Genomic DNA, 25,966 nt, shown 5'->3' on the forward strand with positions numbered 1-25,966 from the left:
TTATAAATTTTTTATCTGTTTTGATTGATTTTTTGGTCATTTTTTATTCATTTATCGCTTAATTTTCACTCATTTTAAGTGTATTTGTCGTGTTGAAGTATATTTTACGTATATTAAAAGTATATTTTACGTATATTTGAAGTAAAAATTGGTATTAATTTTGGGGATGTATATTTTGTTATGCATTAAAATTCTTTGTACATATTTTACGCTATTTTTTGTCATTTTATGCACAATTTTAGTCATTTTACGCTTATTTTTTCGGTTTTACTATTGGTAAAATATATTTTTCTTTAGTTAATTTGGTATATAATAACATAAAATACGGGGATCCACCCCCCATGTTAAACCAAGATAAATAAGTTCTAAATAATTCAATGGATCTTAAAAAAGCTATCACAAAAATAGATAATATAGCAAAACAATTATTAAATACAGAACAAAAATCTTTAGCTAAAACCATATTAAAAAATTCATGTAAAAATGGTGAAGTAGATGACAAAATACTCCAATTCATTTTACCTATTATCAAAACCGGTTTTGTTTTCGATAAAGCCCCAGAAGTAGATCAAGATAACATCGCTGTTATTCAAGAATCTAAAAATTATCGAAAAATAGGGACAAACGGACCTTGCCATAATTTAATTATTGGTGAAAATTATGAAGTTTTAAAAAATCTTAGATTAGTTTTTTCTAAATTAGATTCAGGGGAAAGAATAGGTTTAATTGATGTTATATATATCGATCCTCCTTATAATACTCAAAGATCAAAAGATGAAGGAAACGATTATAAAGAAGAAGTATCTTCTTCTGGTAAGTTTATTTATCGTGATAAATATAAAAGAACTGGTTGATTAAACATGATGGACGAAAGATTAAGATTAGCTAAAGATCTTTTAACTGAAGATGGAGTTATTTTTATTTCTATTGATGACAGTGAATGTGCTTATTTAAAAGTGTTATGCGATGAAATATTCCATGAAGATAATTTTATTTCTTGTCTAACATGACATTCAAGTAATACCGTTTTAAAACCTGGTAAAAATATTAGAAAAGATCATGAATATATTTTAGTTTATAGCAAAGATATAACCAAAACCGCTTTTAATAAACTAAAAGGATCAATGGATTTTTTTAATATAGATAATGATCCGAAAGGACCATGGTTTAGTGCAAACGCAGCCCCTGGAATTGGTAAAGAAGAGTTTCCTATAACATTACCAAATGGTTCAGTTGTTGTAAGAAGATGAGGGTTTACAAAAGAAGAGTATGAAAACGGTTCAGTTAATTTGTATTTTAAAGGTAATAATGTTCCTAGAATTAAAGTTTATAAATCAGAATATATTCAAAATAAAACCCCATCTTCAATCATTTCAAGTGATATCGGTGGAACTTTAACAACCGCTAAAAATGATTTAAAAAAACTTTATATCTCATTTGATACTCCAAAACCAGTTAAATTAATAAAATATCTTTTATCCATTTCTACAAAAAAATCAAGTCTTGTTTTAGATTTTTTTGCAGGTTCAGGAACGACTGGACAAGCGGTTATGGAATTAAATGAAGAAGATGGCGGAAACCGCAGATTTATTCTTGTAACCAACAACGAAAACAATATTGCTAAAGATATTACTTATGAAAGACTTTATCGTCTTATTAACAACAAAGCTTTTAATAATCCAGAAATAACAAATATCAACATTAAAAAATGATTAAACAACAATCAAGTTGATATTTTTGAAATAAATCATTATTTATGTACGATCGATAAAGATCCAGAAAAACTTAAAAAACTGGTCATCTCTGAATTAAAAAAACTAAATGAAGATGTCAAGTTTGAAGATTTAAGATTAAATCGAGATTTGTCATCACTTTTTCCCTATGATAAGTCAAAGCTAAATAAAAATGAAATAAAGGATTTAAATAAATTTTAATATGATTCTTACAGAAGCCCAAGAATGAGCGGTTAGTGATATAGTAAATAGGTATAGAAATAATTTAAAAGAAATTTCTTTTAAAGCACCCACTGCGTCTGGGAAAACATTTATGATTGCAAATGTTATCTCGAGATTATCAAAAATAATAACCGACAATGGCGATAAATTTCTTTGTATTTGTGCAACCATCACTGATGCTGGTTTACCAAGACAAATGGAGGAAAATTTTCGTGATTATCAAATCTATTTAGATCGAACAATCGGAAATCTTTTTGAAATTAAACATTATGTAAGTCCTAGTATCAGTAATGCTAATAAATCTAAAAATGATGCTGATGTAAGAGTGGATCCTATTGAAAACGGGGTTTTGATTTTTGGAAAATCATCATTTGGGAAAGATCGAATTTTTACTGAAAGGGATGTTATTAAACAATTAGTTGATAAAATAAAAATTGCTAATTGAAAATTAATTTACATTAGAGATGAAGCTCACTTAGGGGGGAATAAACTTCCAAAAGAAAATTTATTTATTAATCAACATTTTGAAAGTATATTACAAGAAAATGCTGATTTTGTTATTTTAATGACAGCAACCCCTAAAACTAGCAGTGAACATTTAATTGAAATCAATTTAAATAAGTTGATAAAACCTAGTGATGGTAAGTTTCTAATTAAAACAGATTCAAAATTAGATAGAGGGATTTCCAAAGATATTAAGGAAATAGAAGACTTTGAATATTTTAAACAAGCGATTCAATACTTTAAAAAGAAAGTTCAACCAGCTTATAAAAAAGATCCAGCATTAAAAGATATCCGTCCTTGTGTTTTAATTCAAGTTGATAATTCATCTGCTAATCCAGGAAAAAAAGAAACATGAGAAACAGAATTTGCTAAAGTTACAGCTTATTTAAAAAATGAGTTAGCGACAGCTGTTTATTTTGGAGAAGAAAAATATTCTTTAAACATAAAAGAAGATTGCGATGAACGAGCGCTTTCAAAAAATGATTCTTTATATGATTGTGTTGTTTTTAAAGTTGCCTTAGCAAAAGGGTGAAATATTCCAAGAGCATGTATGTTAATTCAGTTAAGAGACTTATCATCATCTGCTTTAAACATTCAAACTTTAGGAAGAATAAAACGAAACCCAATCAGAACGCTAGAATATAACGCAACAGCTTTAAAATATTATATCTACTCAAGAGTACCTGAATCAAGGGATAATTTTATCAGATACGTCATTAATCCTAAATATAAAGATAAAAAAGAATTTCCGCAAATAAGAATTAAAAACCCTCAACATGTAATAATCACTCCTGAAGAACTTTTAACTAAAACAAAAGACCTTTTAATTAAAAAACAGGGTAGAATAGTTGAAATTTATCATAATGATTTTTTGAAAAAGAAACGTTTAGCAATTGAAATTTCAAATGTTAATAACTTGAAAAGAGTTTATTATATTACTAATTGTTTTCAATTTAAAGAATATGTCTTAAATTTATGTCAGAAATATAATAATCTTTTTAAGACACTAAGCGATCTAATAATAGAACAATTTGAAAATTTTAAAATCAAGAATCCTAAAATAACAAAATACCATTATTATTTCGTATTATTTTCTGATAAATACGAAATTCGTGATGAAATATTTACGATTTACAACACCAGCAAAACAGTTATAAAAAATTCAGTAACTTACGAATTAAAAAAAACAGCTTTGCCATCATCATTTATTGAATCAAATGATCCATCTGAAAAAAAACCATTCGAAAATTATAACCCAAGCCTTAAACAATTATTTTATTACCCAGATACAAAGATACCATCTAAAAAGAAAATATTATTTGATTCAAATTCTGAACGAATTATTTTTGATGAAATTAAAGATATTTTAAAAAACCACAACGATGTTGATTTTATTAATTGAGGGAAAAATCCAGGAAAAATAGTTGATAATCATTTATTTTTTGAATATTTAGATAAAGAAAGTACGATTAAAAAAGCTTTTACTGATTTTATTTTAAAAATAAAAAATAAATTTTTACTTATAGAAGTTAAAAACAAAAAAGATATCGACCCCTTAAAAACCGAAACTTTAAAAAGTGCAATGGCAGATTATTTTAATAAAGGAATCGATGAAAAAAATTTATTTTTTACAGTTTTATCTGTTAATAAAATCCGATATGATATCGATGAAATCCATTGTAAAGATGAAAAACTTTATCGACATTTAAATAACCCCCCTGAAGAAAAAACATTAGAAAAAATTATTAATAAAATTTTGTATTATTCATAAGATATCAAAATAATTTAAAACAATATTTTAAAGCATCAATAAAGAAATCAATTTATAAAAATTTTAAATGATAAATATAGTTATAAATAAAAAAACTGAAATAAACGAAAAAATAAACTTAGAAATAGCATATAAATCTGGTACTTATAATTTAATTTTAAATGGATTAAATTTTCTTTTAGTAGTTAATTTTGAAGAAAATCAAAACGATTATATTTCTTTAATGGGTAAAAAATATTCCGCTGATTATTTATATAGATACGGTGGATGGACAACAGGATTAAAAGTACTAGTTTGAGAGTTGTGATCAAGACATATAGAACATATATCTGAAGCAGAACTTTTAAATGCAAAAAAAAGTTATCACCAAAAAACGATAAAAATCCTTGAATTTAACAAAACATCTTTTGAAGAAAATATCAAAAAAATTATCAATCATTACCCACAATTTTCCAAATTTTATAAAGACGCTAAAAAAAGTCTTGAAGCGATACAAAAAACCGAAAAAGACAGATACATCTTATTAATTAAGCAGATGAAGATCTTAGTTGATTTAAAGCAACAAATGGAATATAACTGTCCAGAAATAAAAAATAAAATATCCAATGATGCCATTGAACAATTTAAAATAAGTAATCCAGAGTTGGCAAAAATGATAATTGATAGTAAAAAAAATTATTAAAAGTTGAATGTAGCAATTAATAAATTTTTGGAAAAACAATATAAAACATTTTAAAATAACGCAATATATCAAAAAATATGAAAAATATAGCTATATCTAATAAATCAGAAATACTCAAAAAAATAAATTTAGATGTAGCATATATATCTGGTATATATAACTTAAATTTAAATGGGCGCCATTTTATATTAATAGTTAATTTTGATGAAAACGGAGAAAAAGGTTATGTATATTTAATGGGTAAAAAATATTCTCATAGCTACTTATATAGATATGGTGGAGTAACGACAGGATTAAAAGTATTGGTTAGAGAATTATGGTTAAGACACATTGAAAATAGACCAGAGCAAGAAATTAAAAATGATATAGATAAGTTTCATCAAAAACATATAAAAATTCTTGAATTTAATAAATCCTTTGTTCAAAAAAATCTAGAAGATCTTATCAAGAACTATCCAGGATTTGATAGTCTTTATGAAGACACCAAAAAAACTCTTAAAACCATTTATGAAACAGAAAATGATAGATACACCCAATTAAAAAAACAAATTAAGGTTCTAGGATATACAATACGTAAAATTGAATTAAGTTGTCCAGAGATACAAGAAAAAAGGACTAATGAAATTATAGAACGATGAAAAATAAGTAATCCAGAACTTTACAAAATATGAAAAAATAATAAAACTTTCTAAGTTTATTATTTTTTTTAAACAATTTAATTTAAAATTTATTCACTTTTTATAAAGATATTTACCTATATCTTCTTCTTTATTTTTATTATAAAACTAATTATTTTTTTATTTCTTTTCTATCTTATTTTCAACCGGGTATATATAATTATTTAATGTTTAAAATAAATTCTTCTTATGATTTAAAAGCTGATCAAATTAATGCAGTTGAAAATTTAGTTAATAATATTAAATCAAAAAAGAAAAAACATAATGTTTTACTAGGCGCAACAGGTACAGGTAAAACCTTTACTATTGCTAATGTTATTCAAAAACTAAATTTGCCAACTTTAATTATCGCTCACAATAAAACTTTAGCTGCGCAACTTTATGGCGAGTATAAAGCTTTATTTAAAGATAATTGTGTTGAGTATTACATCAGTTACTTTGATTTTTATCAACCAGAAGCTTATTTACCAAGTTCAGGAACTTACATTGATAAAACATCAAAAATAAACGACTTAATCAAAATGCTTCGTTTAAGCACTTTAAATGGGGTAACTCAACATAAGGATGTTGTCGTTATTGCATCGGTTGCATCTATTTATGGCACTATCGATCCAAATGAATATAAAACTTTATTTTTAGAAATAAAGGTTAATGATGTTTTTCCAAAGATGCAGATCTTAAAAAGATTAATTGAAATAGGATATTTAAGAAATCAGTTAACTATTGAAAAAAATGGTTTTTTCTACGCAAGGGGAGATGTTATTGAAATTTCACCTGGATGAACATCAGATTTTAATATTCGAATTGAGTTATATGGGGATACAATTGAAAAAATTGTAACTTTTAGTCCTTACAATCATAATATTTTACATGAATATAAACGTTATGTCATTTTTCCTGCAGATGATTATTTATATAACATTGATCGAACTAAACTAGCTTGTATCAAAATTAAAGAAGAATTAAAAGAAAGAATTACGTTTTTTACTAATCAACAAAAACTAGCTGAAAGCGAACGAATTCAAGCAAGAACAAATAAAGATGTTGAAGATCTTTTAAATTTTAATATTTGTCATGGAATTGAAAACTATGGAAGACATCTTGAAAACAGACCACCTGGATCTGCTCCTTTTACTTTAATTGATTTCTTTAATTTAAATGATTGATTATTAATTATTGATGAATCGCATATGACTATTCCCAAATTAAAGGTATGTATAATACTGATATTAGTCGTAAATCTACGTTAGTAGAATATGGTTTTCGTTTACCTAGTTGTTTAGATAATAGACCTTTAAATTATCAAGAATTTGAAAGTAAAATTAGAAATGCGATATATTTATCAGCCACCCCAGGTGATTTTGAACTTGAAAAAGCTAACAACGAAATAGTAGAACAGATCATAAGACCAACTGGTCTTGTTGATCCTTTAATAGAAGTTAGACCGCGTTTAAATCAATTGGATAATCTTTTAAGCGAAATCAAAGAAACTGTTAAAAGAAAACAACGTATTTTTGTTGTTACTTTAACAATTAGATCAGCCGAAGAAGTAAGTGATTTCTTAGTTAAGAAAAAAATCAAAAGTGTTTATCTTCATAATAAGATAAAAACGCTTGAAAGAACCGATATCTTATTAAAATTAAGAAAGGGGATTTATGACTGCGTTGTTGGGATTAATCTTTTAAGGGAGGGTTTAGATATTCCTGAAATTTCAAGAATCTTAATTCTTGATGCTGATAAAGAAGGATTTCTGCGTGATAAAAGAAGTTTAATTCAAATTATTGGTCGAGCCGCTAGAAACGTTGATGGTAAAGTAATTATGTATGCTGATAAGTATACAAAGTCAATGTCTGCTGCTATTTATGAAACTAATCGGAGAAGAAATATTCAAATTGAATATAATCAAAAAAACAATATTATTCCCCAAACAATCATAAAACCAATTGATGAGTCATTTTTATCTATTTCTGAACAGTTTTATGGTAAAAAAACTGCAAAATCAGTTGCTTTAAAAAAATTAAACAAAACTGATACTTTAAAAGCGATCAGATCGATTCGTTCTGAAATGATGAAAGCTGCGAAAAAACTTGATTTTGAAAAAGCTGCAAAATTAAGGGATATTATTTTTGAGCTTGAGCTAAATATTAAATAATATAGATATGATAATTACATTTAGAAAGAACCAAGAAATAAAAAGCCTTAAACTTTGACTTGTTTTTATAACCCTTTTTACAGGGGTTTTAAATCTTCTTTTTCTTCCACAACGTTTATTTGTTGATGGGGGAATATCGTTTTTTATTTGTTATCTTGTTTTTCTTTTAGTTGTTGGAATTCCCATTTTAATTCTTGAGATTCATATTGCTAAAAAATATAAGCAACCTGCTTGAAAATTTTGAAGATTGTTAAATAATAAGTTTTCTTTATTTGGGGTTATTCAAATTTTATTTTCGATTTTATTAGCATTTATTTATTTATTTTATTTAATCTTTGGTTTGTTGGAAATTTTTACTAACTTTGATCTTTCTTATCGTTACAGTCAGGGGTCAATCATTAACCATGGATCTGATTTTAGTTATTATTTTGGTTTGATTTTTATTTTGGTTGCTTTATTTATCCTTTTGGTCCTTGCTCAAAGATTTTTAAAAACGCATAACCTTTATTGATTAAATATTGCTAAATTTGGATTATTAATCATTATCATTGTTATTGTCTGTTATGCTTTAACTTTCAAAGGAGCAGCAGACGGGGTAGATCAATTCTTCAATTTTAATAATGGTAAGAATTTTGAAAACCCATCGATTTGACTTGATTCATCGATTTTAGTTTTCTTTACCTTATTTTTATCAACTGGGCTTGTTTCCTATAATCTTCGTTTTTCAAGATCAAAATTAGACAGTAATGTTTCTGTTTTTGCTGTTATTCTTTTTAATATCATTGTTACGTTTATTATTTGTATTATTGTTTATTCATTAGTAGGTTATGAAGCGTCATTGTCTAATACTCCAGTTGATCAATTTATTAGCAATAAAGTTAAAAGCGGAAGTTATGGATATTTTAGTTATTTTTTAGGGTCGTTATTTTTAATTTTTGAACTTTTTGCCCATTTAGATAATTATCAATTGTTTAACTATTTCTTCACGATTTTTTTAGTCATCGACTTATTTGTCATTGTTGTTTTATTAACAAGGGTCTTAATTAATAACATTCGTTATATTTATTCTAATCGATCAATTCTTTTCCCTTGCCTTTATTTTTTTCTTTTATTATTAGGATGTGGTTTATTTATTTTCTTAAACGGTTTATATATTATTGAAATTATTTATTTTTTCTGTATTGATATGATTTGGTGATTTTTAGTCTTTATTGAAATCGGTTTACTATTCTGAGCTTCAAAAGCAGGGGGGGAAATTTTTCAATATGCAGAATTACATAGTCAGTTTAAATTTACAAATTTTTATCAGAAAATTATTAAATATGTTATTCCAACTTTGTTTGCTTTGATCTTTTTACAAAATTTAATCGCTATTATTTTAGATGTTGTCTATATGGTTCCAAATAAAGATTTTATCAATTCATTACCAAACATCGCTGAAGTTTGAATTCTTTCATTTATTTTGGTCATTATGGTTCTTATTTGTATCTACTCGATTTGTTATTGAGGTTTTCTTAAAGATCGTTTCCATAAACTTTTAGGTGGTTATTCGCTTTTCTTTGCTATTTTATTTCTTTTTATTTTTGCAGTTCCATCAATTATTTTAGTTAATGCGTTAAGCAATTTAAGTAAAAAGTGACAAATTACTTATTTCAACTTAGCAGTAATCAATATTTTATATTTATTTATCTTTATTTTTATTCCGCTTATACTAGCCGCTTTTATTAATTACATCTTTATTTTAAAATCATATTCATATCCGAACAAAATCAAAACAGCGAAAACAAACTTTTTACAACGTTTCAAAAAAAAGGAAACTGAAAATAAAAATCTTTAAACCAAATAATTTATATGTACCAAGAAATTATCATTAAAGGCGCACGCGAACATAATCTTAAAAATATTAATATTAATATTCCCAAAAATAAACTAGTTGTTATTTCTGGTTTAAGTGGTTCAGGTAAATCATCGCTTGCCTTTCATACCCTTTACGCTGAAGGTCATAATCGTTATATTCAATCATTAAGTGCTTATTCACGCCAGTTCCTTGGTAATTTAAAGAAACCTGCTGTTGATTTAATCGAAGGTTTATCACCTTCTATTTCAATTGATCAGAAAAAAAATTCCCATAACCCACGAAGTACGGTTGCTACTTTAACTGAAATTCATGATTATTTAAGACTTTTGTATTCAAGAATCGGTGATGTTTACTGTCCTCATGGTCATGGCTTAATTGAAAGCACTGATTGTAATAAAATTTTAGAAACTTTATTAAAAAATAGTTTGGGGAAACAAATTTTTGTTAAATCTCCTGTTGCAAGAGATGAAATGCAGATTCAAAAAATTTTTTTTGAAAAATTAAAAAATGATGGTTATATTCGGGTTGAAGTTGATAAAAAAATGTACAATCTTCAAATTGAACTTGATAAAATTAAAATCGACCCCAACATTAAACATAACGTTAACGTTATCATTGATCGAGTAATTGTTAAAGATGATGAAGATTCACAGCATCGAATTATTGAAGGTTTAGAACAAGCAGCTGATCTTTCATTTGGTTTTATTCTGATTGAAAATTTTACAGACAACACCGAGCATTTATATTCGAAAAATTATATGTGCAAAGTTTGTGGTTTCCATGTCCCTAATCTTGAACCAAAGCATTTTTCTTTTAATTCACCAGCAGGGGCTTGTCCTGATTGTCATGGACTAGGTTATAAATTGAGATATGATATTGATAAATTAGTTCCTAATAAAAATCTAACCATCGCTGAAGGAGCAATTGTTTATTTTAAATCAGATTTTTTTAATAAAGAATATAACAACCTTGTCAAAGTTTGTCAAGATTATGACATCGATATTTATAAAGCTTTTAAAAACTTAACTAAAAAAGAAATTAAAATTATTTTTGAAGGTACAAGTGAATCTTTACTATCAAAACACAGCTTAAAACATTACGAAGGAATTGGTAATAAAATTCAACGTTTATATCTAGCAACTGATTCTGATGCATCTCATATTTTTTATCATCAATATTTATCAGAAAAAATCTGTCCTACCTGTCATGGAGACCGTTTATCACAACAATCTTTAACAGTTTTTATTAATAAAAAAAACATTGCGCAATTCTGTCGCTTAACAATTGAAGAATGTTATGATTTTTTAATCAACTTAAAATTAACCCCCTTTAAACAAAAAATCGCTGATTTAGTTTTAAAACAAATTATTGATCGTCTTCGTTTTTTAAAAGAAGTTGGATTAGAATATTTAACTTTAGAAAGAACTGCTAAAACATTATCAGGGGGCGAAAGTCAAAGAATTAAACTAGCATCGCAGTTAGGAACTAAATTAACTGGTATTTTATATGTTTTAGATGAACCATCAATCGGTCTTCATCCCCGCGATAATAACCGTTTAATCAAATCATTAAAAAATATGGTTGAAATCGGCAATACTTTAGTTGTCGTTGAACATGATGAAGAAATGTTACTTTCATCTGATCATTTAATTGATATCGGACCATTAGCAGGAACGAAAGGTGGTCATGTTGTTGGAGAAGCATCTCCTGAAGAATATTTGATTCCAAACAATGACAAACTTCAAAATTCATTAACCGCTAAATATTTATCAAGACAACTTTTTATTAGATTTCCTGAAAAATTTAAAAAAACAAATAAGTTTTTAAAAATTCAAAAAGCGAACATTAATAACATTAAAGATTTAGATGTTACGATTCCTTTAAATAATTTTGTTGTTATTACAGGAGTTTCAGGTTCAGGTAAATCAAGTTTAGTTCATGAAGTTATTTATCAAGGACTTTTAAATGAAATTAATCCTCATGACAATAAATATCCACAAAATTATAAAAAAATGGAAGGGATTCAAAACATCGATAAAGTTATTTTTGTAGCCCAAGATCCAATCGGTAAAACGCCACGAAGTAATCCTGCTACTTATACATCTGTTTTTGATGATATTAGAGATTTATATGCGCAATTACCTATTTCTAAAGTAAGGGGGTATAGTAAAAGTAAATTCTCCTTTAATCTTCCAGGTGGAAGATGTGATAAATGTAAAGGTGATGGTATCATTAAAATTTCAATGCATTTTCTATCCGATTTATATGTTGTTTGCGATGCTTGTAAGGGGAAGCGATATAACCCTGAGATTTTGAAAATTCTTTATAATGATAAAAATATAAGTGATGTGTTAAATATGACAGTTGATGAGGCAATCGAGTTTTTCAATGCTCAACCCGCTATTTTTCGGAAATTAAAATACTTAAAAGATGTTGGTTTAGGTTATATTAAACTAGGTCAACAAGCCCCTCATCTTTCAGGTGGTGAAAGCCAAAGAATTAAATTATCAAAATATCTCCAAAAAAGACCAACTGGCAAAACAGTATACATTTTTGATGAACCATCGGTTGGTTTACATTTTCATGATGTTCAAAAAATTATCGACATTTTTCGCTTAATTGTTGAAAACGGTGATTCAGTTATAATCATCGAGCATAATTTAGAAATTATTAAATCCGCTGATCATATTATCGATTTAGGTCCTGAAGCAGGAGATAGGGGTGGAAAAATCATTGTTCAAGGTAATCCGATTCAAGTTAGTCAGCATCCAACTTCACATACGGGTAAATTTTTAAAATGAAAACTTAAAGTTGATAAAATTATTTAAGCTTAAGATCAATTGACATGAATAAACAAGATTCAAAAAAATTACGTAAATTCTTCCATCTCCAAGATTTGGTTGACAACTTTAAGTTAACAATTTTATCAGGTCATGATAAAATGATGAATAAAATTTCAAGTTTTGGTATTAATCGACCTGGTTTGGAATTAGCAGATTATTTTGCTTCTGGCAGAAATAAAAGGGTTTGTTTAATCGGTGGTAAAGAATCTTCTTTTCTAGCTTCTTTAAAACCAGCGCTTCGAATTGAAAGATTAACCAATTTAGTTAACAGTTTATCATCAGTTTTAGTTATGACCTCAAAGTTTCAGTTTAAAAAAGAATTGACTAATATTTGCAAAAAAGCCGATTTCCCGCTTCTTGAAACTTCTTTATCCTCAACTGAATTTTTTCTTGATTTAGTTCCATGGATTTCTAAAAAACTTTCAAAAACGATTGAAAGACATTGTTCTTTAATGAGTGTTTATGGAGAAGGGGTTTTAATTGAAGGTCCAAGTGGGATTGGTAAAAGTGAAATCTGTATGACTTTGTTATCTAGAAATCATTTTTTTGTTGGTGATGACCGTATAATTATTTATCGTACCAGCGATGAACTTTATGGTGCATCCGCCCCTTTAATTAAAAATTTAATTGAAATAAGGGGGATTGGATTATTTGATGTTGAGAAAGTTTTTGGAGTTTATAAAGTTTTAGATGAAATTAAAATTTCATGTATCATTAAACTTTATCCTAAAAACCAACCAGGTTTCAGCGAACCGTTACGGTTAAATGAAAAATATAAACTAGTTGATCTTTTAGGAATTAAAATTCCGATGATATCGCTTTCAGTTTTACCTGGAAGATCTATCTCTCAACTAATTGAAGCTGCTGTTATTAATTTAAAAATCCAGAAAAAAGGTATCAACTTTTTAGAGGATTTAGAAAACAGATTTTTAGATTTTGTAAAGAAAGATGAAAAAGAATAAACTAAGATATGAACCTTCTTGATTCTAGTGATTTTAGGGTCGCCTTTTATATAGGCAACTTTCCGATTTATTGATATGCTATTTTTATTTTTTTAGGTATCATTATTTCTTCAATTGGAACTTGGTATACTGCTAAATTAAAAAAAGTATCAACTAAACCGCTTGAAAATGTTTTATTCATTGTTATTCCTGCTGCTATAGTTGGAGCACGAATTTGATATATAGTCGGTGATATTGGTCAGTTTGATACTTTTTGATCTTTGTTTGATTTAAGAAAAGGTGGAATTGCAATTGAAGGCGCTTTAATGGGTTCAATTTTAGCAGGTTATTTCTGATTTAGATGACAAGCACCGAAGTATAACATGCGCGTTATTCAATATTTTGATGTTATTCTTCCCAATATTTTATTTGGACAAATTCTTGGCAGATGGGGTAATTTCTTTAACCAAGAAGTTTTAGGTTATCCTTCTAATCTGTGAAATTGACTGCCACCTTTTATTCGTGATCATCTTCATCTAGTTAGCGAATCTTCAAGTGTTGTCAGAACCCCATTATTCTTAATTGAAGGTTTCTTTAATTTTTGAATTTTAATGTTTATCTTTTTTGTCCTTCCAAAACTTAATTGATTAAAAATAGATGGCTACGCAGGAGCTAGTTATTTAATTGGATATGGTGTTTTAAGAGCAATTCTTGAAAACTTCCGTTATGAAAAATATATCATGACCTTTTTTGGGGTCAAGTGAATCCGCTTATCGGTTTTAACAAGTATTATCTTTATTGGAGTTGGAGTCGGAATAATCATTTATAAAACGCATCAATTTTTAACTTTTAATCTTAATTCTAAATTTAGAAAAAATTTCTTAAGAAATGCTGTGACTTGAAAATTTGATTGAATCAAAGAAAATACCCTTCAAGTTGATGTTAAAAAATTAAATTGTTTTCAAGATATTCCGAATTTAAATTCTTTAAAATCTAAAGTAAAATCATAAATACATGAAAGACATTCAAGAAAACGAACCAGATTATAAAATTTATGACTGTGTCATTGTCGGTGCTGGTCCAGCTGGGCTAACCGCTGCTTTATACGGTAAACGTGGTAATCTAGATCTTGCTATTATTGAAAAAGATTCTCCAGGAGGGAAGATAGTTCGAACTGGTAAAATTGAAAACTATCCCGGTTTTGTTGAAATTGACGGCCCTGATTTGGCATGAAAATTTTATGAACAAGTTTTAAAATTAAATATCCCTCTTTTAACAGGAACAGTTTATAAAATTAAAAATATTTCTACGTTACATAAAGTTGTTTACTATAAAAACGATCTTGAAAAAAAAGAAATTCACACCAAAACAATTATCATAGCAACCGGTTTAAATGAAAAGAAAATTGGCATTCCTGGTGAAGATGAATTTTATGGTCATGGTGTTTCATACTGCGCTGTTTGTGATGCTGTTTTCTTTAAAAATGAACCTGTAGCTGTTATCGGAGGGGGGAATACTGCTTTAGAAGAAGCAATGTATTTAACAAAATATAACCCCAAAATATATCTCATTCATCGTCGTGATCAATATCGTGCAGCTAAAATTTTAGTAACACGCTTAAATCATCACCAAGATGTTATTGAAGAAAAACTTTCTTTTATCCCATTAGCAATTAACGGTAATTTAAATAATATGAAAATAAATTCAATTTTAGTTAAAAACATTAAAACTAACGAAGAAGAACTTTTAAATGTAAGCGCTGTTTTTCCTTTTATTGGCCTTGAACCTAATTCTTCATTTTTAAAAAACTCTAACATCGATTTAGATCTTAAAAATAATTTTATTCAAGTTAATCAAAAAATGGAAACCAATCACGTTGGCATTTATGCTGTTGGTGATATCATTAATAATAAAACATTGCATCAGATTGTCAACGCAGCCAGCGATGGAGCAATCGCTGCCCAAGAAGTTATAAAATATTTAGACAATCTAAGCGATAAAGATTAGTCCTAAAAATAGGCATTTAAAATTAATACTTTATAATTTAAAAAGAATAAAAAATATCTATGTTAAATAACATTTTTCCATTACTTTCATCTGTTAAACAAGGGGTTGGAATAACTATGTTTGTTATCATTATTCTTCTTGCAATTATTTTAATTATTCTTGTTCTTCTCCAAGGCGGGAAAACGCAAGGATTAGGGTCAACTTTAACAGGGGCCACTGACTCTAATTTGTTTCGTGAAATAAAACAAAAAGAATCAGATAAAAAATTTAAAAGAATCACTTCTTTGTTAATTGCCTCGTTCTTGATTATTTGTTTAGTATTTGTTATTCTTTTACATTTTCAAATTATAAGTTTTTAAATTTTAAATAAATGATTGATAATCACCAAACTTTAGTTGGGATCTTTAAGTTTTCAAGAAATTATTCAGGAATTATTATTGAAGAAAACTCAACAAATAAATATATTGTTTTCTACAATAATTTCAAAAACGCTTTAAATGGCGATAAAGTTCTTTTTAAAGCTGTCAAACTTAAAGGACCACAAAATCCTAAATTTTTACAAGAAGTAAAGATTATTAAAATTTTAGAAAGAAAAAACGCTAAAATTATCGGTACTTTTCTTTTTGATGAAAACAGCTCACCAAAAATTGTTTTTGATGATTATAGTTTTTTTTATGATCTTTTATTTCAAGATCCAATTGATAAAAAATATCAAAATCATAAATGTTCACTCCAAGCAATTCGCTTTGTCCAAGACAACCGTTTATTGGTTAAAATTGACAAAGATTTTGGTCATTTTGAAAACGAAGACATTAACCAGCGTGTTATTTTTTATCAATATGGGGTTGATGTTGAATTTTCAAAAGAAGTTATCAATGAATCATACGACGTTGTTAAACTAAAAGACGATTTTAAAAACCGAACTGATTTAACTTCAAAAACAATTGTTTCAGTTGATTCAGAAACAGCGAAAGATTTAGATGACACCATTTGTGTTGAAAAAACAGATAACGGTTATATTTTGTATGTTTCAATCGCAGATGTATCCCATTACGTTCAGGAAGGAAAAGCTTTAGATCAAGAAGCGATGAATCGTGGTAATAGTATTTATTATCTAAATAAAGTTATCCCGATGCTTCCTTTTGAAATTTCAAACGATCTTTGTTCTTTAAATGAGTCTGGTTTAAAACTGACTTTAACATGTCAAATCCATCTTGATCAAAACGGTAATACCATTTCATCAAAAGTTTATCGTTCATTTATTAAAAATCACGGCCGTTTAACCTATACTGAATTAAATGATCTTTTTTATGATCACAAGGTTTCAGCAAAAATAGCAGATAACAACCTTAAAGACATGCTTCTTTTAGCGTTTCAGCTTTATAAAAAAGTGAATAAGGTTAAACAAAACCAAGGCGCTTTGTCGTTTGAGTTAACTGAATCTAAATTTATTTTTGATCCTGATTCTCCAAATAAATTAATTGCTATCGAGCAAAGACATAACTTAGATGCTGAAAAATTAATTGAAGAATTTATGGTTTTAGCCAACCAAGAAGTTGCAAGATTCCTTCTTAAAAATAAACTTCCAGGCATTTATCGGATTCATCCATCTCCAAATAGATTAGTCGCTAAAGATATGTTTACGCGTCTTCAATTTTTAGCAAATCTCAAAATAAACTTAAAAACTGAAAAGTACGATGCATCAACTTTTAAAAAAGTTCTCAACGCTTTAAAAGATAAGGAAAATAATATTTGTTTATATCCTTTAGTTTTACAAGCGATGGCTAAAGCAAGATATAGTCCTCAAAACGTTGGCCATTTTGGTTTAGGTATTCATGAATACTTACATTTCACATCACCAATTCGTCGTTATGCTGATTTAGTAGTTCATAGATCTTTAAACTATTATTTATTACATCAAAACGATAAATTGAAAGATAATTTTTTTCATTTAAAAAATCTTGAAGAAATCGCTGATCATATTTCTGAAACCGAAGTTCAAGCGACAAACATTGAATATAAAATAGAAGACATTAAAAAAGCTGAGTTTTTTTCTGATCAAGTTGGCCATAAAATGTTCGGTTTAGTTTTATCAATCACTAAATTTGGTATTTTTGTAACCTTACCAAATACAATTCAAGGACTTATCCCCCTTAAAAGTCTACCAAATCACTATAAACACGACTCAATCAAAAATATTGTTGTCAATAAGCATGACCATCATAAAAATTTAAAGATTGGACAAGAAATTCTTGTTGAAGTAATAGAAGTTAATAAAAATAGGGGACAAATAATTTTTAATCTTTCTGATATGTAATCATATGTAAAAAGTTTATTTTCGTCCCATTTTTATTTTTTGATGATTAGAAATAAAGATATTACTATTATGAAACCTATAAAAATAATCCAAAAAAATAAAAATTTATATAAGTATAAAATTTTAAAAACCTTAAATGCTGGACTTGTTTTAAAAGGTTCAGAGGTTAAATCGATTAGAAATAATGATGTTGTCATTGATAACGCTTATGTTGTTATTAATAGGAATAATATTGCCCAAATCATCGGGATGCATATTAAAAATTATCAATATCAAACTTTTTTTAAATTAGACCCTGAAAGAACAAGGGACGTACTTCTGCATAAACATGAAATTTTAAAACTAAATATCCTTCTCAAAAAAGAAGCTGCAACGATCATTCCGATTAAACTTTTTTGAGAAAATAATTTAGTTAAAATTGAAATTGGTTTAGCAAAAGGTTTAAAACTTTATGAAAAACGGCAAACTGAAAAAAATAAAGAAGCTTTAAAAAACCTCAAAAATTACTAAAACTTTTTTGATAAAGGGTTTGATCTTTATCAAAAAAGTTTTATAATTATTCATGGGGATGTTAAGGCCTCGACATTTATTTTCTGTTTTTTGTTGCAGTGGTGTGGTAGACCATAAGACCACGAGGTTTAATAAACGCAAACCAAAAAAATACTGTAACTGAAAAATCTGAAGAAATTTCAGTTCCATTTAATCTGCTTGCATCTCAAAATGTAAGTGCACAACTAGCTATTTAGTATTTATCTTAATCGGTTAGTTTAAAAAAAAGTGTTTCTGTATACAACATTTTTTCTATTTTATAGTTTTTGGGATGAATTATATTTAATATACGATGTTCAACTATTCTTCTAAGTAAAATTCGGTTTTTAAGTTTCTTTCTCAGTTTTTATTTTGTCAATTCGACAATTTTTACTTAGAAAAGTAAAAATAGTTATTCTCTTTAAAATTTATTTTCAGATTTATAAAAGTCTAAAATAAAGTTTATTGTGTTTCAATAAAATAGTAGATGCTGAATCATTCGGTCTTTTTTTAAATCAGATCATACACAATCGATTCAATCTGTATTTTAACTAACAAAAATTTTAAACTGTCGAAAACAATTAATTAGAAATAAATGGACGTGAGTTCGATTCTCACCATCTCCTCCACAACAAATAATAAATCAAATTATTTTCTTGTTATGGGGGAGTGTTTTATTACCTGGATGGATATGCAGTTATTTTATTTTTAAACAAAATGAATATAATAAACTAAAATAAATACAAAGTACAAAGCATTTAACTCAATTTAATGGTAAGCGCTGATCTTTTTGGTTTAGTAGTATATATCGCGGTATTAATAACTATCACTTGTTTGATATTCTTATTTAAAGTTATTTTCAAAAACAACCGTTCGCGTTGAATTTCAGAAAATAGTTTAAAAAAATTGCAGCTTTCAAAGAAAAAAATGCTTACAAGCAAGTTAATAGACACTGTAAGACATTTATCTTCGCAACGTTTAGGAGCTTTAATTGTCCTTGAACAACATGGATCTCTTGAAGAATACGCTAAAAGAGGATATAGAATTAATGCTGATGTATCACCTGAGTTAATCCAACTTATTTTTAATAAAAAATCACCATTACACGATGGCGCTATGATTATTCGCGGTGATAAAATTGTTTCTGTTTGTTGTTATCTGCCAACAAGCACACAACGCTTAAAACCAGAATTTGGAAGCAGACATCGTGCTGCTTTAGGGATTAGCGAAATAAGCGATGCAATTGTAATTGTTGTTTCTGAAACGAATGGTGATATTGCCTGTGCTTATAAAAAAGATCTTATTTTTATTGAAGATCCTTATGATATTTACAATTTTATCCTTTATAAAAATATTAATAAATCTGAAAAAATGAGTTTAAAAGCTCAAAAAATAAAAGATATTAAAAGTTAAAATTTTTAAAAAAAGTTTTCAAGATTCTTTAATAAATTTTTAAGAATAATTGATCATAAATGACTATCAATACTTTTATAGTGATTAAAAATATATTTTAAATTTGTATAATTACAAAGGAATAAAGTCTTTTTTCTGAAGTGGTACTCAAATGGACAAAGAGGCTTTCCTGCTAAGAAAGTAGGTTGGTTAATACCGACGTGTGGGTTCGAGTCCCACCCGCTTCGCCATTTTTATTGTTCGATATCTTGTATACTAAAAAGATATAAGAAGAATAAAAGTTGAAACGTATATGAAGATATTCTATTCTAAAATTGTTATTTTTGCCTTTTTTCTTTCGTTGATGATATTTTTATTCGTCCTTTTTATTGTTTTAATTGCCGTTTTTAAATTGTCTTTTTTTTACATTTATGGTTTTTTTGTTTTAACTTTAGCTTGAGTTAGTTCGTTTGTTATCTTTATGTCTTCAAAAAGATTAGCAGCTTCAAAAACTTCTTGAATATTTGTTATTTTTGCAATTCCTTTTTTTGGTATTTGTTTTTACTTATTATTTGGTCGAACTTATTACTATAAAAAATATCATCGTTTTATTAACCGAACAAAAGATTTTTATAAATTAGATGATTGAAGTTTGGAAAATGATTTTCTAAAAGCAAATAAAGATAATCATCAACGCTTAAGTTTATATAAATTTATTAAAAATATTAGTTATAAACCGATTTCTCATTTCAATCATTTTCAATTTTTTATTGATGGGGTTGAAAAAATGGAATCTGTTTATAAAGATATTTTAAAAGCTAAAAAATATATTCATGTTGAATATTTTATTATTTCTGATGGATTTATTTTAAGTTTATTTTTAAAGTTGTTAGAACAAAAAAGTCAAGAAGGTCTTGATGTTAGAATCATTTATGACGGTGTTGGTTCATTAATGGATTTAGGAATTGGTTATATTAAACAATTAAGAAAACATAACATTAAAATTCACTGTTTTTCTCCTCCGTGATCAAACCTTGGAACTTCAACCAATTACAGAAATCATCGAAAAGCAATTATTATTGATGGTAAAGTTGTTTATTTTGGCGGGATTAATATCGGGAATGAATATATCGGCGTAACTAATAAATTCGGTTATTGACGTGATAATCATATTCTAATCAAAGGAGCAGCCGCTAATATTTTTGAATTAAATTTTCTTCAAGATTGAGAATTTATTACTCAAAAATATATTAAAAATAAAGCTGAATATTTAAACTACCAATCTCCTGTTTTAAATAATCACTTACTATCTCATCAAGAATCTTCATCTAATGAATGAATTCACACCGTTGAAAACAGTCCAAGTTATGTCGATTCTCTCCATTATCAATTAATTGTTAAATTATTCGCTTCAGCTAAAAAAAGAATTTGAATTCAAACCCCTTATCTTGTTTTATCTGATGAATTAATTGATATTTTAAAGATTATGGCCAACTCTGAAGTTGATGTTAAAATTATTACCCCTGCTGTTGCTGATAAGAAAACAGTTCATTTTATGACAAGATTAAATTATCAAAAACTTATTCCTCATCATATCGAGATTTATGAATATCAAAACGCTTTCTATCATGCAAAAGGGATTTTAATTGATGATGATATTACATTTTTAGGATCAACCAATTTAGATTATCGTTCCATTTTTTTAAATTATGAACTTTCAAGTGTTTTTTATTCTAAAAAAGTAGCAGATCTGTTTGAAAAACAATTTTTGAAAGATTTAACTTTTTGTAAACCGATTAAACTAGACAATAATGATAAATTTAAGTTTCCCAACAACTTTATTTACGTTAATTTTATGAAAGTTTTTTGTAAAGTTTTTGAACCGCTTCTTTAAAAATTGTCATAATTTTAAATATAATATCGATAAGCAAAGAAAAGATTAAGTTCTTTATTTTTATTTTAAACTCTAAAAAAAATTATAATTTTCTTACTTAAAAGTAAAATCAATAAAAAGTTAACAAAATTTTAAAACACATATGGCATTAAAAGCAAATTTTACAATTATAGATCCGATCGGAATTCATGCCCGTCCAGCAATGAAAATAGTTCAAGTAGCAAGTCGTTTTAGTTCAAATCTTTCGATTAATTTCAATGGCAAAACAGCAAATTTAAAATCAATTATGAATTTAATGGCATTGGGAATTTTAACTAACAGTCATGTTGAGATTGTAGCGGATGGACGAGATGAAAAAGATGCGCTTGAAGAGATTAAAAAAGTGATGATTCTTGAAAAAGTAATTAATAATGTCGAATAATCATTTTAAAATTTACAAATAATAATGAAAAATAATATTGAATTTAAAGGAATAGTTATCAATAGTGGTTATGCCCTTGGAAAAGCAAAAGTTATTATTAAAGAAACAATTATTTCATCTAAAGTTGTTAAAAAGATGATTAAAGATAACGAAATCGCTCCAGAAATAAGCAAACTAAATAAAGCGATTGAATATTTAATTAAAGAAAACCAAGAAACGCAGTTAAAATTAAAAGATAAACTTTCAAAAGAAGATAGCGAAATCTTTCAATCATTTTTAACCATTCTTCAAGATAGAATTATGATTGAAGAAATCGAAGCATTAATCAAAAACGAAAAAGTAGCAGCTGATTATGCTGTTAACGATGTCCTTGATAAATATGTTAAAATCTTTCAAGATTCACCTGATCAATATTTTATTGAAAGAGCAGAAGATTTAATTTCAATTAAAAACAATTTAATTTCAAGAATCAACAATCAAGTAAAAGAAAATTGTTTTGATGTTCTTGAAAGTTATCGCGAAGATTTCATTTTAATTACAAATGAACTTGAACCAGTTGATATTTCAACCATTTTTTCTCCTTTTTTAAAGGGAATTATTTTATATAAAGGGGCAGCTTCATCGCATATTGCTATCCTTTTAAAAAACTTTAAAATACCAGTTTTATTTTCAGTTCATGGATTAAAAAACCAAAAAGATATTCATGATCAAACGATTGTTATCGACGCTAAAAAAGGGTATGTTCATTTAAATTTAGAAAAAGAAGAATTAGCCTTTTTTGCAGAAAAACAAAAAGTTTGAGAAACTTACCAAAAAACACTTGAAAGTTATGGTTTTAAAAAAACTGTAACTTTAGATGGCTTTGAATGTTTAGTTGAAGCTAATATCGGAAACGTTGAAGACGCTGAAAAAGCACGTCAAGAAGGAGCTGATGGAGTGGGTCTGTTTAGAACAGAATTCTTTTTCACTTCAGCTACAAATTGACCTAATTATTTAAAACAAGCAACCGTTTACGCTCAAATTGCTGCTAAATTCAAAGATTTTGATGTTGTATATCGAACATTAGATATTGGAGCAGATAAAGTTTTACCTTATTATGAATTTGAAAAAGAAGATAACCCCTTTCTTGGAAAAAGAGGAATTAGATTTTCTTTAGCTCATAAAAGCGTTTTCAGAGATCAATTAAAAGCGCTATTAAGAACAAGTGCTCAACATAAAAACGTTAACATTATGTTACCAATGGTTTCTACTATTAAAGAAATTGAAGATGTTAAACTTTTAATTCAAGAATTGAAAAAAGAATTACATGAACAAGAACATCTAAACAGTTTTGACTATAAATTAGGAATTATGGTTGAAACTCCAGCTGTCGCTGTAGCTGCTAATTTATTTGCTCCACACGTTGATTTCTTTTCAATCGGAACAAATGATTTAATTCAATACTCAATGGCTGCAGATAGAACTAATTCTAATTTAAGTCATCTTTATCAACCGCTTCATCCAGGTATTTTAAAACTTATTCATAATGTTATTTGAGCGATGAATAATCTTATTGCTAAAACTAACAGCAAGAAAAAATGAGTTGGAATGTGCGGAGATGCTGCAGGATATGCCTTAGCGGTTCCTTTGTTTATTGGGATGGGATTACAAAATTATTCTGTTTCAATTAGTTCTGTTAACTACATTCGTTATTTAATTTCTAATTTAATTAAAAAAGATTGTGATAAATTATTAGAAACGGTTTTAAATGAAGTAGATCATTTAAAAATAGCTGAAATTGTTGAACAATTTTTCAAAGATAAAAAATTAATTCAATTTTAGATCCTTAACTTAATTAAAGGACTTATTATATAATCAAATGTTATGATAAATTTTATTTTCTCAGGAACAGTTGATCCTGTTCAATTAGCTATTTATATTCCTGCAACGATTATATTCTTCATTCTTTGTTTAGTTTTTTTATGGCTTGCCTGAAAAAGAAATGAATTTGAAAGAAGAATCCCGCCTGAACATAAATGAAGAAAAAAAGAGGGCTTTTTTAAAAAGCAACTTAGTTTATTTTATGGTATTATAACCTGTTTATTTTTATTAATAACAATCACTTTTATTGTTGCATTAGCAACTAATAATTTTGATTTTAAATCTAATTGAACCGATTTAATCTATTTAGTTTAATTTTTAAATTTTGTCAAAAACGATCCTTAAATTGATTAAAAAGAAAAGCAAGATTAATGATTTTCTTTATTTAATTTTGCTTTTTTCTATATAATTTATATAAAAAAATGAATAGAACCTTATTATCTTATTAGAAGTTAATAAAGGAAAAAGGATAAAAATCTATATATGTGTATTAAAAAAATTATTAGTTTTTTTAAGAAATCGTCATCAGTTGTGGTGTATTCTCCATGTGATGGTGAAATTAAAGACATCGCAAATATCGAAGATGAAGTATTTTCAAAAAATGTCTTAGGACGTGGTGTTTATATCACTCCAGAAATTGGCGAATTTCATGCCATGGTAAATGGTAAATTAGTTAACGTATTCCCGCTTGGACATTATTATTGCATTAAAACATCAGACACTGGTTATGAAGTGGTTTTACATATTGGAATTGATTCAGTAAATGTATCTGGATCATGTTTTTCTAAAAAAGTAGAGCAAGATGATGAAGTAGAACAAGGAAGTTTACTAGTAGAAGTAAATATTGATGAATTGGGGAAAAAAGCCAAATCTCTAGATTCTCCGATCATTGTAACAAATGAATCTTTAAAAAATGCTCAAATAACCGATATCAAATACGGAAAAGTAAAAACAGGAGATCCTATTTTTACTATAGTTAAAAAATCTTAAACCTATTTAATTCTTTAAAACAACTACCAATAGTTGTTTTTTTATGCAGTCATAGTTTAACAGGTAAAACTACAGTTTGCCATATTGTGGATGGGGGTTCAAGTCCCCCTGATTGCTCCATTTTTTTAACTATATATAAGTAAAAATTTATAATTATTATTAAAAATGAAAAATTTTTAAAAATAAGGATATATTTATGTTTATATATATTTCAAAAGATAACAAAAATGCATCAAAACTAGCATTACCGTTCTTTACAAATTTGGTTAAAAAGAAAGAAAAACCAGTTATTTGTTTTGCGACTGGATCATCTCCGATCGATTTATACAATCTAATTATCGAAGATCATAAAAACAATAACACCTGCTGGGCGAATGTTGTTTCTTTTAATCTTGATGAATATGTCGGTGCTGACGGGTCCGAAGAGTATAGTTATCGTTATTTTATGAATCATCATCTTTTTGATCATATTAATATCAATATCAAAAATACGCATGTCCCAAACGGAATAGGGAATATTAATCAAAATATTTTAGATTATGAAAAGAAAATTCATGATCACAACCAAATCGATCTTTTATTATTAGGGTTAGGCAGAAATGGACATATTGGTTTTTGTGAACCAGGAACTGATATATCATCATTAACCCATGTTGTTAAATTACATGAATCTTCAAGAAAAGATCACGCAAGAATGTTTTTTGATAATGATATCTCAAAAGTTCCAACCAAAGCTATAACGATGGGTATTAAGTCAATTATGAACGCTAAATGCATTATTTTATTGGCTTTTGGAGAAAGCAAAGAAGATGCGTTGAAGAAACTAACCCAAGATCATATATCTTTAGATTGTCCTGCATCTATATTACAACTGCATCCAAATGTTCATATTTTTGTAGATGAACAAGCCGCTAAATCGATTAATAAAGATAATTTATATCTTCAAATTTTTAATCTTTAATATCCTATAAATTGCTTTTTTAAGATATTTAAAACCCTAAAATATATCAGAAATATTTCTGATATATTTTTTTTATCTTTAAAAATCAAACCTAAAAATTTATCGATTTAATCGTTTTTTCAAAAGGATCCAGTTAAACAAAATATAATATCAATGGGTTATTATTTTTAAAGATGAAAAAATTTAGTTCATTTTGTTTAAAAATAGTTCCTA

General features: G+C 27.0%; 21 protein-coding genes and 2 tRNA genes. All 23 read left to right on the forward strand.

The annotated features are described in order from the left end of the window. Positions 1–377: 377 nt before the first annotated feature. The 23 genes from JRW51_RS01435 (at position 378) to JRW51_RS01545 (ending at position 25,753) form a co-directional block, all read left to right on the forward strand. Positions 378–1,934 (forward strand): site-specific DNA-methyltransferase, encoded by a 1,557-nt coding sequence (locus JRW51_RS01435; RefSeq protein ID WP_250328909.1) that lies wholly within the window; start codon positions 378–380, stop codon positions 1,932–1,934. Position 1,935: 1 nt separating this feature from the next. Further along, entirely contained in the window at positions 1,936–4,230 is a 2,295-nt protein-coding gene (locus tag JRW51_RS01440; protein ID WP_250328910.1) for a DEAD/DEAH box helicase family protein, read from the forward strand. Positions 4,231–4,297: 67 nt separating this feature from the next. Then, positions 4,298–4,912, forward strand: a complete 615-nt coding sequence (locus tag JRW51_RS01445; protein ID WP_250328911.1) for a hypothetical protein — start codon at positions 4,298–4,300, stop codon at positions 4,910–4,912. Between the two features lie 77 nt (positions 4,913–4,989). Then, entirely contained in the window at positions 4,990–5,604 is a 615-nt protein-coding gene (locus tag JRW51_RS01450; RefSeq protein WP_250328912.1) for a hypothetical protein, read from the forward strand. 152 nt (positions 5,605–5,756) lie between these two features. Next, the gene (locus JRW51_RS01455) at positions 5,757–6,839 is read left to right on the forward strand and encodes a DEAD/DEAH box helicase family protein (RefSeq protein WP_250328913.1); all 1,083 of its coding nucleotides are present in this window, start codon (positions 5,757–5,759) and stop codon (positions 6,837–6,839) included. After that, positions 6,803–7,741 carry a helicase-related protein gene (locus JRW51_RS01460; protein WP_250328914.1) on the forward strand — a complete coding sequence of 313 codons (939 nt, stop codon included), beginning with the start codon at positions 6,803–6,805 and terminating at the stop codon, positions 7,739–7,741. The genes JRW51_RS01455 and JRW51_RS01460 overlap by 37 nt, the downstream gene beginning before the upstream one ends. A 7-nt stretch (positions 7,742–7,748) precedes the next feature. Beyond that, a complete protein-coding gene (locus JRW51_RS01465) occupies positions 7,749–9,578 on the forward strand; it encodes a hypothetical protein (protein ID WP_250328915.1) in 1,830 nt (609 codons plus the stop codon). 14 nt (positions 9,579–9,592) lie between these two features. Continuing rightward, positions 9,593–12,427: an excinuclease ABC subunit UvrA gene (uvrA, locus tag JRW51_RS01470; RefSeq protein ID WP_250328916.1), complete on the forward strand. Its 2,835-nt coding sequence runs from the start codon at positions 9,593–9,595 to the stop codon at positions 12,425–12,427. A 17-nt stretch (positions 12,428–12,444) separates the two neighbouring features. Continuing rightward, a complete protein-coding gene (gene hprK, locus JRW51_RS01475; protein ID WP_250328917.1) occupies positions 12,445–13,404 on the forward strand; it encodes an HPr(Ser) kinase/phosphatase in 960 nt (319 codons plus the stop codon). Between the two features lie 8 nt (positions 13,405–13,412). Further along, a complete protein-coding gene (gene lgt / locus JRW51_RS01480) occupies positions 13,413–14,393 on the forward strand; it encodes a prolipoprotein diacylglyceryl transferase (protein ID WP_250328918.1) in 981 nt (326 codons plus the stop codon). Positions 14,394–14,397: 4 nt separating this feature from the next. Further along, positions 14,398–15,390: an NAD(P)/FAD-dependent oxidoreductase gene (locus JRW51_RS01485; protein WP_250328919.1), complete on the forward strand. Its 993-nt coding sequence runs from the start codon at positions 14,398–14,400 to the stop codon at positions 15,388–15,390. A 59-nt stretch (positions 15,391–15,449) separates the two neighbouring features. Beyond that, positions 15,450–15,749, forward strand: coding sequence for a preprotein translocase subunit SecG (gene secG, locus JRW51_RS01490; RefSeq protein ID WP_250328920.1), 300 nt, complete (start codon positions 15,450–15,452; stop codon positions 15,747–15,749). Between the two features lie 11 nt (positions 15,750–15,760). Continuing rightward, positions 15,761–17,707, forward strand: a complete 1,947-nt coding sequence (locus tag JRW51_RS01495) for a ribonuclease R family protein (RefSeq protein ID WP_250328921.1) — start codon at positions 15,761–15,763, stop codon at positions 17,705–17,707. A 69-nt stretch (positions 17,708–17,776) separates the two neighbouring features. After that, on the forward strand, positions 17,777–18,217 hold the full coding sequence (smpB, locus tag JRW51_RS01500; RefSeq protein WP_250328922.1) for an SsrA-binding protein SmpB: 441 nt from the start codon (positions 17,777–17,779) through the stop codon (positions 18,215–18,217). Between the two features lie 789 nt (positions 18,218–19,006). Further along, positions 19,007–19,648 (forward strand): diadenylate cyclase, encoded by a 642-nt coding sequence (locus JRW51_RS01505; protein ID WP_250328923.1) that lies wholly within the window; start codon positions 19,007–19,009, stop codon positions 19,646–19,648. A 137-nt stretch (positions 19,649–19,785) separates the two neighbouring features. Then, positions 19,786–19,878: transfer RNA gene (locus JRW51_RS01510), tRNA-Ser, on the forward strand. A gap of 62 nt (positions 19,879–19,940) precedes the next feature. Next, positions 19,941–21,521: a cardiolipin synthase gene (cls, locus tag JRW51_RS01515; RefSeq protein WP_250328924.1), complete on the forward strand. Its 1,581-nt coding sequence runs from the start codon at positions 19,941–19,943 to the stop codon at positions 21,519–21,521. Between the two features lie 142 nt (positions 21,522–21,663). After that, complete coding sequence (locus JRW51_RS01520; protein ID WP_250328925.1) at positions 21,664–21,942, forward strand: HPr family phosphocarrier protein; 279 nt, start codon at positions 21,664–21,666, stop codon at positions 21,940–21,942. 24 nt (positions 21,943–21,966) lie between these two features. Next, positions 21,967–23,763 carry a phosphoenolpyruvate--protein phosphotransferase gene (gene ptsP, locus JRW51_RS01525; protein WP_250328926.1) on the forward strand — a complete coding sequence of 599 codons (1,797 nt, stop codon included), beginning with the start codon at positions 21,967–21,969 and terminating at the stop codon, positions 23,761–23,763. A gap of 42 nt (positions 23,764–23,805) precedes the next feature. After that, positions 23,806–24,117 carry a hypothetical protein gene (locus JRW51_RS01530; protein ID WP_250328927.1) on the forward strand — a complete coding sequence of 104 codons (312 nt, stop codon included), beginning with the start codon at positions 23,806–23,808 and terminating at the stop codon, positions 24,115–24,117. A gap of 168 nt (positions 24,118–24,285) precedes the next feature. Continuing rightward, positions 24,286–24,792: a PTS sugar transporter subunit IIA gene (locus tag JRW51_RS01535; RefSeq protein ID WP_250328928.1), complete on the forward strand. Its 507-nt coding sequence runs from the start codon at positions 24,286–24,288 to the stop codon at positions 24,790–24,792. A 45-nt stretch (positions 24,793–24,837) separates the two neighbouring features. Continuing rightward, positions 24,838–24,912 (forward strand) — tRNA-Gly (locus tag JRW51_RS01540). A 76-nt stretch (positions 24,913–24,988) separates the two neighbouring features. Continuing rightward, complete coding sequence (locus JRW51_RS01545; RefSeq protein WP_250328929.1) at positions 24,989–25,753, forward strand: glucosamine-6-phosphate deaminase; 765 nt, start codon at positions 24,989–24,991, stop codon at positions 25,751–25,753. Positions 25,754–25,966: the final 213 nt, after the last annotated feature.

It is taken from the genome of Mycoplasma sp. SG1 (genome assembly GCF_023612375.1).
In the GTDB taxonomy this organism is placed as follows: Bacteria; Bacillota_I; Bacilli_A; order Mycoplasmatales; family SG1; genus SG1.